Below are 14,394 nucleotides of genomic sequence, written 5' to 3' on the forward strand. Positions count from 1 at the left end.
GGCTGTAGCGCCCGTTTTGATTGGTTGTATTGCTATTTAAATAATAGCAAACTGCTGTTGGCATCACACCTGGTGTTGTTGATGGCCGGCCGTGCGGTCCGGCACCATCGACCGCAACAGGGCCGCATCCAGGTCGCCAAACTCCACCACGCGCCCGCCGCGCTGCTGTGCAAATCGCCGCGCGGCTGCCTCGCTGGCAAATGCCGGCAGGTTGCCGGCCCGCATCGGCCCCCGCGCCGACGATCCCAGAACATACGCCGCCAGCGCGGCATCGAGCCACAGGCCGGAATCGGTGTCGGTCACGTAGCGGGCAACCGTGTCGCTGGCGCTGCGCCCACGCGTGTAGCGGGGTACATCCAGCAGGTACAGCCTCAGGCTCAGGGGCGAGTCGAAAAAATACGCATCGCCATCGGCAAAGATCACCTGCGCGGCCCAGGCGCGCGAGCGCGCCGGGAATATGCCGCACACGGGGCAGCGCGCATCGGGTGGCACCTCCCGTGCCGCGTGCAGCGGCTGGCCGGATGTCGGGTTGAACGGGGTGGGCGGTGCCACTACGCAGATATCCTCGTCAGGCGCGGGTAACGCACCCTCTGCGGCCAGGGCTGCACTGCCTGCCGCCGTTTGCAGATCGGGCCAGCGCCACGCCATCAGGCCCCCCGTGGCGGCCAGCAGGGCAGCCAGCGCGGCACGCCGCGTGGTGGTGCTGCCAGTGCGGTGGCTGCGGGGTGGCGAGGGCTGGGCAGGCTGCACAGCGGACCTACATGCGCGTGTCGTTCAGGGCGCCGCCGCTCAGGTCCACCATGGCGGGCGTGATCTCGGCAAACCGGAGCACCTTGCCGCCGTACTCGCCTGCAAATTTCTGCGCATCGGCTTCCTGAGCAAAGCTGCCAATCGTGGGGCCCATTGAGCCGTGGCGCTTGCCGCCCACCACATATAGCGCGTTCTTGGCGTCGATCCAGTGGCCGCGGGGCACGTTCCAGTCGGCCTGGCCCATGTCCTGCACGTACACGGCTTGCACGGCGCGCACCTGTTCGGCCGTGAGCAGCACGGCAAACAGCTCCACGGTGTCGCAAAAGAACGAAGGCTTGTCCTGCCCCACATAGCGCACCTGCGCCTTGGGGCCGGGGTAGTCGGCCAGCAGCATGCCGTCGAGCTCGCAGCTGGTGCTGCGCTCGATGTCCGCGGGCTGGAGGGCCTGCGCACTGCTGTCGGCCTGTGTGCAGCCGGTGAGGCTGCCCAGGCCCGCCGCACCGGTGAGGGCGCCCAGTGTGGCAAGTGCGCCCCAGCCCAGCAGCTGGCGGCGTGTGGTGCAGGCGCACCGGCTTTGATAGGAAGTGGTCATGGTTTGAATCTCCAGCTCGCCAGGCCCAGGGGCACCACGATCCAGCCCAGCATCACCGCGCCCATCAGCCATGGCTTGGCCAGGGCAGGGGGCACGATGCTGGTCAGGCCGTACAGGGTGCGCACGTCGTCGAGCGAGAACACGTTGAGGATGCGGAAAACGTCGGCCGGGTTGAGCAGCAGCAGGTAGGCCATGGCCTCGCCGCCCACGCTGCCACCCGTGGCCACCAGTGCGCCCAGCAGCAGCAGGTCGAACACCAGCACGAAGAAGAACCACGCGGCAATGGCCAGCCCCGAGGCGCGGGTGCGCTCGTGCGTGAGCACCGACAGCAGCACGGCCATACTCAAAAAGGCCAGGCCCAGCAGCACCGAGCTCACCATGAACCCGCCGAAATGGAATATCGCGCCCCAGTTGAACTGCCGCGCCAGCAGCACCGCTACCAGCGCAAACCCCGCCAGCGTGGACAGCGTGAGCGCAGCCGCCAGCCCCAGGTACTTGCCCAGCAGCAGCTCCAGCCGGGTGATGGGCAGCGACAGCAGCAGGTCGAGCGAGCCGCGCTCGCGCTCGCCCACGATGGCGTCAAAGCCCAGCAGCAGTGCGATCAGCGGGATGAGGTAGATGACCAGGCTGACAAGGCTGGCAATGGTGAATTCGATGGAGCGAAAACCCACGGTGCCCTGCTGTGCGCCGCCAAAGTAGGCGATGGCCAGCGAGAACACGGTGAACACCAGTGCTACGGCCAGCACCCAGCGGTTGCGCATGCGGTCGCGGAACTCCTTGCCCGCGATGGTGAGGATTTGGGAGATTTCCATGGCTAGCCTTGGCGGAGATCGAAGTACACGTCTTCGAGAGAAGGTTCCTGGATGTTCACGTCCAGCAGCCGTACGCCCAGTGGCGCCAGCGCGCCCAGCACGGCCATCTTGGTGTTGCGCGGGCAGCTGATGCGCAGCCCGCCAGCCTGCGCTGCGCAGGTGACGCCAGCCAGGGGCGCAAGAGCCTGCTCCGCTGCAGGCACATCGGCTTCGTCCACGCGCAGCGCAATGGTCAGCGGCATGTGGGCCTGGTCGCGCAGCGCCTGCACGCTGCCCAGGGCCTGCAGCTTGCCTGCGGCCAGGATGGCCAGGCGGTCCACGCGTTCCTGCAGTTCGGCCAGGATGTGCGAGGTGATGACCACCGTCACGCCGCCCGCCTGCAAACCGCGCAGCGTGGCGTAGAAGTCGCGGATGGCCTGGGGGTCAAGGCCGTTGGTGGGCTCGTCGAGCAGCAGCACCTGCGGGTTGCCCAGCAGGGCCTGTGCAAAACCCAGGCGCTGGCGCATGCCCTTGGAGTATTCGCGCACGGCGCGGTTGCCGGCATGGGCCAGGCCCACGCGCTCCATCAGCTCGGGGCACTGGGCCAGCGGCGCGCCTTTGAGCTTTGCAAAAAAGCGCAGGGTTTCCAGCCCGCTGAGGTTGTCGTACAGCACCACGTTTTCGGGCAGGTAGCCCAGGTGGCGGCGCGCGGCGCGGAAGTCGCGGCCTTGCACGGTGGCGCCGCCCACGCGGATCTCGCCCGCGGTGGCAGGCACCAGGCCTAGGACCATCTTGAACAGCGTGCTCTTGCCCGCGCCGTTGTGGCCAATAAGGCCCAGGATCTCGCCGCGCTCGACGCGCAGGTCGATGCCGTCCACGGCGTGCAGGGCGCCGTAGTGCTTGTGCGCGCCCCGCACCTCGATGGCGGGGAGATCGCCCAGGTTGCTCAGGTCAATGGGGGGTGGGTTGCGTGTCACGCTGAAAATTCCGTTGGGGTTGGTTCGGATGCATGCGCGGCTTCCCGTCCACCACGGTGGGTACGCGCAGCACGGGAAACTGCTGGCCGACCATGCGCAGCGCCTGTACGGCGGGGCTGGCCAGCAGCAGCTTGATGGTGGGGTGGCGCCAGGTCAGGCGGTCAACCATGTCGTTGGCTTCGTAGGGCACGTCGCCCACGCCGTTGCCGTCGCGGTCCCAGCCCAGGTAGTTGCTCCAGTGGTTGCCGCTCTCGGTGCCCCAGCGTTCGTCGCGCGCGCCCACATAGCGCACCTGCTCCCGGTTGCCAATGAAGTCGTTGCCCTCGACCTTGTTGTTCTTGGAGCCTGCCGACAGGTGCACGCCTACCGCGTTGCGCGTCACCAGGTTGCCGCGCAGGGTGATGTACTCGACGTCGTAGATGAAAAAACCGCGCTGGTTCTCTGCCACCACGTTGTTCTCGATCACCGAGTCCTGCAGGGTGCGCAGCATGATGCCGTGGTCGCTGTTGCCCCAGGCGCGGTTGTTGCGCACCACCTGGTCGCGCACTTCCATCAGGGCCAGGCCGCCGCGGTTGGCATAGGTGTCGTTGTCTTCCCACAGGTTGTAGTAGGAGTTCATGTAGTGCGTGCCGTAGCGGCTGTGGTGCAGCCGGTTGCCGCGAAACACGGCGCGGTGCGACACATCCACATACAGCGCATCGCGCACAAAGCTGATGTAATTGCCCTCGATGCGCGCGCCGGTGGTGTTGTACAGCTGCACGCCGTTGCCGCGCTGCGACGAGTTCACATCGCGCAGGCCGGTGATGGTGTTGTGCAGCACCTGCACGTCGTTGGCCTTCTCGATCCACAGGCCAAACAGGTTGTAGGTGAGGTCGTTGTTGCGCACCACGGCGCGGTGCGCGCCGGGGTACACGTAGACGCCTGCGTTCTGGCCCTTCAAGCTGGTGCCCGAGTCGCGCACGATCAGGCCTTCGACCACCACGTCGGGTGCAGTGATGCGGATGGTGTCGCCCGCCTGCCCGCCACTGAGCGTGGGGCGATCGATACCGCGCAGGGTCAGTGGCTTGTCGATGCGCAGGTTGGCGCGGTAGAAGCCGCGTAGCACCTCCACCGTGTCGCCGGGGGCGGCGGCCGCGATGGCGGCCTGCAAATCCTGCCCGGGGCGCACCTGCACGGTGGCAGCGCTGGCGGCAGGCGCAAGCCATGCCAGGCTGGACGTCAGTAGCGCAAGGAACGCTTGCAAAGGCTTCATCACGCCAGCCCCACCGCAGCCTTGATGGCCAGGAACAGCGCCGCGCCGATCAGCAGGTTCTTGAAGCCCACGTAGCTCAGCATGTCCATCACGCCCGCGCGGCGGTACTGGTCGCGCCACCACGGGCCGTCCTTCACATAGCGCTTGGCCGACAGGCGGATCAGCACCTCGTACAGGCTCCAGCCAAACCACCAGCCGATGATGGCGCCCGATGACAGCGTGCCCATGGCGGCCATCACCCACGCCACGCTGGCGGCCACCGCCAGCGAGAAGCCGGCGATCTGCAGTGCGCGGCGCGATGCCCAGCCTTCGCGGCTCCAGGGCCAGAGGTGATCCACGATTTCCTTGGCTACCCAACCCAGGCCGCGCGAACCAGCCTTGTGCTGGGGCACCACGGGCGGGGTAGGCATGCGGGGGTCCGGGCCCTTGGAGGCCTTGGCCGAGATCTGGTCCGCCACCGTGGCGGGGTGGATCGGGATGAAGTAGCCGTTGGCGCCGATGGGCGTGATTTCCAGGCCATCCTTTTCGCGGCGCTTCCTTTCCTTGGCCAGGGGCGGGCAGCCCTTGGTGTCGGTGTAGAGGATCATGCAATCGAGGCAGTGCAGGCACTCGCGGTGGTCGATGCGGCCGTCTGCGTCGATGGCCTGCGCGCCGCAGCCCACGGCGCAGGCCTTGCAGCTGTTGCAATCCTGCTTGCGCTTGAGACCAAACCAGCGGAATGTGCTGGGCATGGCCAGCGATGCGCCCAGCGGGCAGATGTATTTGCAGTACGGCCGCTCGATGAAGATCGACACCCCCAGGATGACGGCCACGAACAGGCTGTAGGGCCAGGCGCGGTTGAGCACGCCGACCAGGAAGGTGGTCTTGAACGGCTCCACCTCGGCCAGCTTTTCGGCCAGGCCCATCGAGAACATCGACACCACCAGCAGAGCGAAGAACACGGCGTATTTCACCCACTTGAGGCGGTCGTGCCACTTTTGCGGCAGCTGCGTCTGAAAGCGCTTGAAGCCCACCACCCGGGCGACCTTGTAGATCGCCTCCTGCAACGACCCGAACGGGCACATCCAGCCGCAGAACAGTCCGCGCCCGAACAGGAACACGGTGACGATGATGAAGACCCAGAACAGGAAGATGAACGGGTCGGACAGGAACAGCGACCACGTCCACTGGAACAGCAGCGCATGGAACCAGGTCAGCACCTGCGTGATGGAGGGCTGCGCCATGGCGCCAAAGCCGATCCAGAACACGGCCAGCGCCCAGAAGGTGTACTTGAAGGCGTTCACAGGCCACTTGTTCTTGTGGGTGGACAGGCGCGTGAGCTTCTCGCGCAGGGCATAGACCACCGTCACCGCGATCAGCAGCGCGGCGAAAAGCGCGATCTCCACGGCGCGGGTCTTCCACACGCGCACCCAGGGCGCATCGGGCTCCTGGATCGTGGGGCGCCCGCCCTGCAGCGTGGCAGCGGGAAGCCAGTAGGGCGCATCAAAGCTGGTGAAGCTGCGCGTGCCCGTGGCGCGGTCCACGCGGTTGCCCAGAAAGCTCAGCTTCCACGGATAAGCGGCAGAAAACGAGGGGGAGCGGATGATGAAGATCCCCGACTCGTTGTAGCTGGGTGCGCCTGCGGCATCGATACCATACAGATTGAGCGCATCCAGGTCGCGGAAGGTGAATGAATCGGCACCCTGGCGCACCTGCACGCGGTCGTAGATGCCGCCCCGCACAAAGCCCGAGCCCTTGAACGATTCCTTGCCGCCGGTGCGGATGATGAAAAACGCGTGTTCGCCGTCCTTGAGCTGCAGGCGCAGGTTGTTCCAGCCGTTGTTGCCCAGCAGGCTCTTGCCGACGTCGGGGTGGTTCAGGTCGCCAAACCACAGTTCGATGAACGGCTCGGGGCCCTTGTCCAGGCCCACCTGTTCGGGCGCCACGCGCAGGCGTTGCACCATGCCTTGCTGCACCAGCTCGGCCCAGCTCAGGCTTTTGCCGGTTTCGGCATAGCGGGCGGGCTCGCGCACCGTGGGTGCCAAGATGCCCACCTGCCGCGCCACGGCCGAGCCCGAAGCCATCATGACCTGGTTCTGCGCGATGACGGTGACCGTGGCGCCCGAGATGGCGTCCAGCCCCAGCACGTCTTCATCGGGCCGCGACTGGCCCACCTCGATCTTGTCGGCCACCGACTTGCCCAGGTACTGGGCATTGAAATTGAGCAGGGCTGATTCTGGAATGCCCAGCAGCAAGATGGGCTCGGAATGCTTGAGCACCTTGACGCCCACGAAGCGGCCCGTGGCATCCATGCCGATGAGCGTGACCACGGGCTTGCCGGAGTAAGCGGGGGTGTCTGTGATGTCGGTAGAGAGCATCACGTAGCCCAGCAGCTTGCGCGGCTCGCTGGCCTGGTCGTAGGCCTCCACATAGGGCGGCTGCCCCTTGCGTTCCGAAAAATGGGTTGCCCCCGGAAACACGTCCTTGCACGGCACCAGCGCGCACATGTCGCGCGCGGTGGCCAGCTCTGCAGGCAGCTCGGCCTCGTAGGCGCCTGCCGCGGCGTGGGCGCGCGGCGCCAGCCAAAACGTGGCGAGCAAGACCAGAAGAAGCGTGGCGAAACGCCGACGGAGGGAAGTCATGTGAACTATCTTTTTGATAGCTGTTCGCGCTTATCTATCAAGCGCTAGCGGCCAATTTGGTTCAAATATCTATGCTCGGCATTTGTGGGGGCGCCGCTCGCTGAGCGGTGCGAATTGCTTCGACAAGCTCAGCCCGAACGGGTGGGGGAGGGGCAAGCGCGATCCGCAACAAGCGCAATCTGCGCAACTGGCGCGCCCTAGGCGAGAGCAGCCAAGCAAGGGCCGCCCCGCCGCGAGGGCTGCGTCCCCCTTCCCGGAGCGCGAAGCGCGCAGAGAGAAGGGGGAAGGCGCGCCAGCGCCTCAGGGGGATCGCCCCATCAACCTTCCACAATCATCCGCGTGCGCATCTCCAGATGCAGCGCATGGCAGAAGTGCGTGCAGTAGCACCAGAACACACCGGGCTTGTCGGCAATGAAGCTCACCGACTTGGTCTCCAGCGGGTTCACGATGAAGTTCACGTTGTAGTTCGGGATCGCAAAGCCGTGCGTCAGGTCTTCGATCTTGTCCAGGTTGGTCAGGATCAGCGTGACCTCGTCACCCTTCTTGAGCTTGAACTCGCGCAGGCTGAATGCAGGGGCCTGCGACGTGATCTTGACGGTGACCTTCTTGCCATTGCGGAACACACCCGATTCCTTGGGGTCCTTGACGGCGATGGGCGACTCGTCGAGTGTGTAGACCTGCTTGGGCCGCACCAGGTCCCGCTTGAAGATGATGAAGTCATGGGGCTCGCCACGCACGGGGTGGTCGGCCATGAGCACCATCTTTTCGCCTGAGATGTCGATGAGTTGCTCGTTCTCGGGGTGCAGCGGGCCCACGGGCAGGAAGCGGTCCTTGGAGAACTTGCAACCCACGGCCAGGTACTTGCCGTCGGCGGCCTTGGTCTCCGATTGCGAGGCGTTGATGTGGCCTGGCTGGTAGTGCACGTCGATGCGGTCCACCACGTACTTGGCGGCCTTGTCGCCCGCGTGGAACTTGATGGCGGCTTCCACGTTCCACTTCACGACCTGGCTGTCCAGGAACAGGGTGGTGTAGGCATTGCCACGGCCGTCAAACGCGGTGTGCAGCGGGCCCAGGCCCAGTTCCACTTCGGCCACGATGGCGGCGTCGAGCTTTTCGAGCTTGCCGTCAAACCAGTCGAGTACCTTGGCCAGCTCGATCACGGTGCCGGTGGGCGAGAGCTTGCCGGCGCAGATGAAGTACTTGCCGTCCGGGCTGGCGTTCACGCCGTGCGGGTTCTTGGGCACCGACACGTACGCGGTCAGTGCGGTCTTGGGGTCCTTGTTGGCCTCCAGCGTGCCGTCCACCACGGGCACCTTGCTGGTACCCACGGTCTTGAACTTGCCAGCCTTCACAGCCGCCTCGATGCGGGCAATGTTGAAAAACAGGCAGGCGTCGCGCTCTGCGGACATCATGTCCTCGTACTTCGCGCCCATCTCGGTGTTGTACTGATTGGTTGCAGCAAGCTTGCCGTCGTACGACGTGGCCGTGAGGTCGCAGTTGCCGTCAATCAGCACTTGCCAGCGCACTTCCATCGACTCGGCGTCCACGCAGGTGAACATCGAGCGGTACTTGGTGCTGTCTTCCGATCCCGTGTTGGGCAACGGGATCGAAAATTCGGCGCCGCAGAACACGCGGGTGGTGTAGTTGATGGCCGGATCGACCGGGTCGGCCTTGTCCGGGAAGATGCCGTGAAAGCCCTGCACGTTGGGCAGGTCGGTGATCTTGTCGCAGACGAAATAGTCGAGGCGGATGCGGGCCAGGCGGCTGTTGATCTTGTCGTTGATCCAGGCGTAGCGGCCGTCGTAGTTGCCGTCCTTGTACGAGGCGTGCGTGTGGTGGGTGTCGGCCACCGTGTATTTGAGGCTGCCATCGGCCTTGGTGCCCATGATGGCCTTGGATTCATTGGTGATACCCCAGCCCACCAGTGCGTCGGGCACAAAGCAGGGGATGCGGGTGATCTCGCGGCCCGAGGGCAGACCCAGCACGCGCATGTCGCCGGTGTGGCCACCGCTCCACAGGCCGTAGTAGGTGTCCAGCTCGCCGGGCTTGAGGTGGGTGGCTGCTCCAGCGCTGGCGTGGGCCGATGCAGGAGCCGCCGGTGCGGGGGCTGCGGGCGCAGCGGCAGAGCCGGGCTTTTCGGTGCAAGCCGCAACGCCTGCGGTCAGGCCGACCAGCGCGGCCGTGTTGATAAAGCTGCGTCGGCCCAGGCCAACGGTTGCAGGTTGCAGGTCTTTGTTCTTGCTCATGGTTTACCTCTCTAGGATGGGCTCAGGAAAAAAGCGGGGGCGCACGCGCCGGAGGGCGGTGCCGGGTGAAGGGGGGCGGCGGGGCGCCGGGCAAGTGGCCCGTGGTCATCGATGAAGCGCCGGCGCTGGCAACCGTGTCGTCAGCGGGGGCTGGCGCCATGCAGCAGGGCAGGCACAGCGGGCAATCGGGGCCCGGCATGTCTGAAACGGGGGTGCCGTCCATGGCGTGAACCACCAGCATGGCCGCGCCAGAGCCCGAGCAGGCCAGCTCAACCGTGCGGGCCTGGACAAGCTGCGCCACCACCAATGCCCACAGGGCCACCAGCAACCAGGCCAGCATCCGCAGACTCGGTTTGGGGAGGACTTGCCGTGCGTTTTGCATGGGCTGGATAATAGATTCACGTTATATGAATCTATTTGATCTGGATCATGTCTGGATGGTGTGAGCCCCTGCCCAAGGGGCCGGCTTGCTCCTACATTGATGACCTGTGCACTGCGGCACTTTCAGCCCGCGTGCAGTGTGCGCAGCGGGTGCTGCACGGCTGCTTGCGGCGCGCAATTGCGCAGCCCTCCCTTCCCAACCATTGAATGACTGACAAGGATGTTTGCCATGAAAAAAACCACGATGACCGTTGCAGCCCTTGCCCTGGCTGCGCTGCTGACAGCCTGCGGCGACAAGCGGCCTGAGCCCTCGCCAGCAGCCGCGCCCGCCCCTGCAGCGGCGCCTGCACCCGCTGCCGCGCCTGCAGCGGCGGCGGCTGCAGTGGCCGAAAACGAACTGGGCAAAAGCATCTTCGGCAAGACCTGCGCCATGTGCCATGCCGCGGGTGTAGCCGGCGCTCCCAAACCCGGTGACAAGGCCGACTGGCAGCCCCGCATCGCGCAGGGCAACGACACGCTGTACAAGCATGCGATCGAGGGCTTTACGGGCGCCAAGGGCATGATGCCTCCCAAGGGCGGCGCCGCCAGCCTGGCGGACGCCGAGGTCAAGGCCGCGGTGGATTACATGGTTGGCAAGTCGATGTGACGGAGCGCGCCATGTCGCTGTCTTTTTCCGGCCCGGCCAGCCCGAGCCGAACACGCCGTAGCCTCGTGATGGCGTTGCCACTGCTGGGCTGCGGTCTGTGGGGTGGTGGCCTGCCGGGCAGCCCGTCAGCCTGGGCCGGCTCGCCCGACACGTCGCTGCGCGACAGCCGGTCGCTCATGGGCACGCGCGTCGACATTGCCGCGCAGGGTCCGGATGCCGCGTTGCTGCGCAATGCACTCGATCAGGCCTATGCCGAGATGCAGCGGCTGGAAGCGCTGATGAGCCGCTACCGGCCGGACAGTGCTGTCAGCCTCATCAACTTCGCAGCGGGTATTTCTCCGGTAGCAGTTCCGCCTGAGGTGATGGCCGTGTTGCAGTCCGCCCAGCGCGTGTCGACCGCGAGCCAGGGTGCGTTCGACGTGACCATAGGCGCCCTGAAGACCTGGCAGTTTGGCCCCGGTGCCCATGTGTTGCCCACGGATCGTGAGATTGCGCAGCAGCTTCCGCTGGTGGGCGCACATGGCCTGGTGCTGGACGCGCGTGCCGGTACGGCCTTTCTGGCGCGGCGCGGCATGGCGCTCGACCTGGGCGGCATTGCCAAGCTGCCCATTCTGGAAGCGGGCCTGGGCGTGCTGCGGGCCTTGGGCGTTCAGAACGCCATGGTCAATGGCGGTGGCGATGTGCTGGCCGAAGGCCTGTGGCATGGCCGCCCGTGGCGTGTGGGCCTGCGCGACCCGCGTGCGCCTGAGCGCCTGCTGGGCGTCGTGACGGTGAAGGGGGCAGGCGTGGTGGCGTCGTCTGGTGACTACGAGCGGTACTTCCTGAGCCAGGGGCAGCGTATGCACCATGTGCTCAACCCCCGCACGGGGCGCCCCTCGGCGGGCGTGCACGGCGTAAGCCTGGTGGCCAGCAGCGTTGCGGCCGTCAATGGCCTTGGCGCAGCGTTGATGGTCCAGGGCAAGGCCGCTGGCCAGGCCCTGGCGCGCAAGTCACCCGATGTGGGTGTGCTGATGGCCGGTGCCGACGGGAGCGTGTGGACATCGCCTTCAATGGCAGCCCGGCTGGAGCCCGCGGTCTCCTGAGCCGGTCGTTCAGCCTGGCTTCTGGGCCTGTTCGCAGTGCACTTGCAGCAGCTCGCGGTCGGCCAGGGTGGCGCCAAAGCGCACCGCGCTCAGGCAGCCGCCCCACACACAGCCGGTGTCCAGCCCGATCACCTCGCTGCGGTTCAGCCACCCCAGGGTGGACCAGTGCCCGAAAGCCACCACGGTACCCGCGGTGCGGCGCCCGGGTGCGTCAAACCACGGCACAAGCCCCGGCGGGGCTGCGCTGGCCGCTTCGGAGCTTTCAAAGTCCATCACGCCCGCTGGCGTGCAAAAGCGCAACCGCGTCAGCGCGTTCACGATGACGCGCAGGCGGTCGGCTCCGTCCAGATCGTCGCGCCAGTGGTCGGGCGTGTTGCCGTACATGGCATGCAGGAACCCGGGGAGCGCATCGCTTCGCAGCACGGCTTGCACTTCATCTGCCCGCGCCAGCACGTCGCTGGCGGACCAGGCCGGCAGCACGCCCGCGTGCACCATCAGCAACTGTTGACCGGCATGGTCATGCACCCGGGCCAGCGGCTGGGCCTGCAGCCAGGCAAGCAATGCGTGGGCGTCTGGTGCATCGAGCACCGCCCCCAGCGTGTCGCGCCGTGACGGCGCCCGGGCGCCGTGGGCTGTGGCAAGCAGGTGCAGGTCGTGGTTACCCAGCAGGCAACGGATGGCATCGCCTGCAGCCATGCACCGCCGCAGTACCGCCGCAGAATCGGGTCCGCGGTTGACGAGATCACCCAGCAGATAAACCGTATCGCGGCTGGCAGAAAAACCGATGGTATCGAGCAGGTGTTCCAGTGCGCTTTCGCACCCTTGAACATCGCCAATGCAGTAAAGGGTCATGTATTCCTTGATGGGTCCGTTTGTTCAATGCCTGAAACGGCGTTCCCGGTACGGAGGCATTCGGGCATTTTCAAGCCCGGTCAAATGCTTGTGTTTATCGGGGTGGCGGGGTGGTTGCGGTTGCCGCTGAGGCCCCATGGCGCCCCGATATGCAGGATTATTGTGCAGTGCGCCTGTCTGCCTGCGTGGCGGCTGCGGGCACGCCTGAGCCCAATGAGGGTGCAGTCGTTTTCCGTACACCCGGCCCGCAGTGCATTGAAAGCAGGCAGCTTCAGGCAATATCGGGCCACTGCTGAAATTGACCGATTGCGCACTCAGATTCTGTGGACAAATGCATTGCTAAGGCTTGTGCGCGCGGTCATTTGGCTAAAAAGCAAAAGTCGTTTCACACAGTCCGAAGATTATTCCTATAATCTGCAAATCCCAACCAACCCTGCAGTACTGACACCATGACCAGCTACAAAGAACTCCTGAAGCAGCGTGAAGCCCTTGAGCAGCAAATCAGCGAAGCTCGCCGCAGGGAGCTGTCAGATGCTGTTTCGCAAGTGCGTTCTCTGGTCGCGGAGTTTGGCCTGACTGCACAGGACGTGTTCCCTGCAGCGCGCGGCGCAGCCAAGGGCGCGCGCAGTTCTACAGCGGGCACCAAGGTGGCCCCCAAGTACCGCAATCCCGCCACCGGTGAAACCTGGACGGGTCGTGGCAAGGCGCCTCGGTGGATTCAAAACGAGAGCCGTGAAAAATTCGCGATCTGAGCCCATAATAGTTAACGAAAAAGCCCGCGTGCAGCGGGCTTTTTTGCGCTCACAGAATCCGCAGGCAGTGTGCTGGCTCTGCCCTAGGCGCTAGTGAGCGATACCAATACGGAAGCGCGTCGATTTCTGCGGCTTGAATTGCTGCACGGCTTTTTGATGAGCGGTCTTGCGCAGATCGACCACGCGCGATCCGCAATGCGCCACCCGCGTAGATGAATATCGCCCGCATCGCTGATTTCAGGCCAGTCTGTGCGGCCGCTAACACTCCCGTAGGCATTGGGCATGCCGTGATTGCATGCAACAGGGTCAAAGGTTTCGAGACCTATGCGTTCGATATTCTGTAATACCTCAGTCAGCTTTTGTGGATTGTGCCGGGTGCGTCAGGTTGCGAAGCACCTGCGCCGTGAATTCGTCTGCCGGAAAAAACGATTCCACTGCCAGCTCCTGCAGTGTCACGTCCACCGGTGTGCCGAATATGGTGGTGGTGCTGATCAGTGAAAGCTGGCCCTGTGGGGTTTGAATGCAAAACGGCATGACTACGCCGAGCAATTCGCCCGGCATTGACCTTGGTGCCGTATCGGCTGGCGCAGGGTATTGCATCAGCTCGGCCTGCAATTCCACCAGCAGCGGGTCTGCCGTGGCCTGGATCTGCTGGTGCAGGCGCGCGAACAGGTGCGCGCGCCACTGCGCCAGATTCACGATGCGCGGCGCAAGGCCTTGCGGGTGCAGGCTGAGGCGAAAAACGTTGACCGGATCGGCCAGTTGCTCGGGGCCCACCAGGCTGGACAGCAAGGCTTGCGCTGCGCGGTTGGACGCCACCATGTTCCAGTGGCGGTCCAGAGCGATGGCAGGGCAGGGCTCGTGCCCCTTGAGCACCAGTTCCACTGCCGCGCGCGCGGCCGCCATGGCCGGGTCGTCCAGCCTGCGCTCCCGGTACATGGGGGCATAGCCGGCCGCTGTCAGCAACGCGTTGCGCTCGCGCAGCGGAACATCGAGCCGCTCGCACAGGCGCAGCACCATGTCGCGGCTGGGGTTGGTCCGCCCGGTTTCCAGAAAACTGACGTGCCTTGTCGAGACATCGGCCGCATCGGCCAGGTCAAGCTGGCTCAGGTGCCGGTGCTGCCGCCAGATGCGCAGGCGGGCGCCGAAAGGCTCGGGTGTTGTCGGCAGTGCGCTGTGCAGGCTGGGCGCGCGCGCCGTGCGCGGAGCTCCGAGGGCGGTCGTGGGGACTTTCATGGTTCGCATCCTGGTTGCTCCGCGGTTGTATGGGCTCTCGTTTCGCTGCACTGTGGTGGGCAGGCGGGCGGCCGCCTGTCGCATGTGCGCGGTGCCTGATTGAGCCGTCATCGCAGCATGGTGCGCAAGTTTGCCAGCGGTCCCGACCTGCCTGCCATTACCTGCCAGGTCATCGACGCACTGCCGATCGGTTGCAAACATCAGGGCCTGTTCAAT

Annotated in this window: 13 protein-coding genes; 3 read left to right on the forward strand and 10 right to left on the reverse strand. The window is 65.4% G+C overall.

Annotation, left to right across the window (positions count from 1 at the left end):
• Window positions 1–63: 63 nt before the first annotated feature.
• The 8 genes from ACTPOI_RS15750 to ACTPOI_RS15785 all read right to left on the reverse strand — a co-directional run bounded on the left by ACTPOI_RS15750 (window position 64) and on the right by ACTPOI_RS15785 (window position 9,569).
• Complete coding sequence (locus tag ACTPOI_RS15750; RefSeq protein ID WP_440110446.1) at window positions 64–750, reverse strand: nitrous oxide reductase accessory protein NosL; 687 nt, start codon at window positions 748–750, stop codon at window positions 64–66.
• 7 nt (window positions 751–757) lie between these two features.
• Complete coding sequence (locus ACTPOI_RS15755; RefSeq protein ID WP_440110448.1) at window positions 758–1,342, reverse strand: nitrous oxide reductase accessory protein NosL; 585 nt, start codon at window positions 1,340–1,342, stop codon at window positions 758–760.
• Entirely contained in the window at window positions 1,339–2,154 is an 816-nt protein-coding gene (locus ACTPOI_RS15760; protein WP_440110450.1) for an ABC transporter permease, read from the reverse strand. Before ACTPOI_RS15760 ends, ACTPOI_RS15755 begins: the two co-directional genes overlap by 4 nt.
• Window positions 2,155–2,156: 2 nt before the next feature.
• Window positions 2,157–3,110, reverse strand: a complete 954-nt coding sequence (locus ACTPOI_RS15765) for an ABC transporter ATP-binding protein (protein ID WP_440110452.1) — start codon at window positions 3,108–3,110, stop codon at window positions 2,157–2,159.
• Window positions 3,085–4,362, reverse strand: a complete 1,278-nt coding sequence (locus ACTPOI_RS15770; protein WP_440110454.1) for a nitrous oxide reductase family maturation protein NosD — start codon at window positions 4,360–4,362, stop codon at window positions 3,085–3,087. The genes ACTPOI_RS15765 and ACTPOI_RS15770 overlap by 26 nt, the downstream gene beginning before the upstream one ends.
• Entirely contained in the window at window positions 4,362–6,983 is a 2,622-nt protein-coding gene (locus tag ACTPOI_RS15775; RefSeq protein ID WP_440110456.1) for a 4Fe-4S binding protein, read from the reverse strand. Before ACTPOI_RS15775 ends, ACTPOI_RS15770 begins: the two co-directional genes overlap by 1 nt.
• A 317-nt stretch (window positions 6,984–7,300) precedes the next feature.
• Window positions 7,301–9,229 (reverse strand): TAT-dependent nitrous-oxide reductase, encoded by a 1,929-nt coding sequence (gene nosZ / locus ACTPOI_RS15780; RefSeq protein ID WP_440110458.1) that lies wholly within the window; start codon window positions 9,227–9,229, stop codon window positions 7,301–7,303.
• Between the two features lie 22 nt (window positions 9,230–9,251).
• The gene (locus tag ACTPOI_RS15785) at window positions 9,252–9,569 is read right to left on the reverse strand and encodes a hypothetical protein (protein WP_440110459.1); all 318 of its coding nucleotides are present in this window, start codon (window positions 9,567–9,569) and stop codon (window positions 9,252–9,254) included.
• A 270-nt stretch (window positions 9,570–9,839) separates the two neighbouring features.
• Here ACTPOI_RS15785 and ACTPOI_RS15790 point away from each other — a divergent pair, with 270 nt between their 5' ends.
• Together ACTPOI_RS15790 and ACTPOI_RS15795 are read left to right on the forward strand one after the other, a co-directional pair.
• Window positions 9,840–10,256, forward strand: a complete 417-nt coding sequence (locus ACTPOI_RS15790; protein ID WP_440110461.1) for a c-type cytochrome — start codon at window positions 9,840–9,842, stop codon at window positions 10,254–10,256.
• A gap of 11 nt (window positions 10,257–10,267) precedes the next feature.
• Window positions 10,268–11,338: an FAD:protein FMN transferase gene (locus tag ACTPOI_RS15795; protein ID WP_440110463.1), complete on the forward strand. Its 1,071-nt coding sequence runs from the start codon at window positions 10,268–10,270 to the stop codon at window positions 11,336–11,338.
• A 9-nt stretch (window positions 11,339–11,347) separates the two neighbouring features.
• Here the strand turns inward: ACTPOI_RS15795 and ACTPOI_RS15800 are convergent, their stop codons facing one another.
• Window positions 11,348–12,190, reverse strand: coding sequence for a symmetrical bis(5'-nucleosyl)-tetraphosphatase (locus ACTPOI_RS15800; protein ID WP_440110465.1), 843 nt, complete (start codon window positions 12,188–12,190; stop codon window positions 11,348–11,350).
• Between the two features lie 449 nt (window positions 12,191–12,639).
• On the opposite strand from ACTPOI_RS15800, the gene ACTPOI_RS15805 reads away from it, so the two are divergent.
• The gene (locus tag ACTPOI_RS15805; RefSeq protein ID WP_440110467.1) at window positions 12,640–12,942 is read left to right on the forward strand and encodes an H-NS histone family protein; all 303 of its coding nucleotides are present in this window, start codon (window positions 12,640–12,642) and stop codon (window positions 12,940–12,942) included.
• 348 nt (window positions 12,943–13,290) lie between these two features.
• Here ACTPOI_RS15805 and ACTPOI_RS15810 read toward each other — a convergent pair whose 3' ends face one another.
• Complete coding sequence (locus ACTPOI_RS15810) at window positions 13,291–14,178, reverse strand: helix-turn-helix domain-containing protein (RefSeq protein ID WP_440110469.1); 888 nt, start codon at window positions 14,176–14,178, stop codon at window positions 13,291–13,293.
• Window positions 14,179–14,394 lie beyond the last annotated feature (216 nt).

The organism is Acidovorax sp. BL-A-41-H1 (assembly GCF_051942715.1).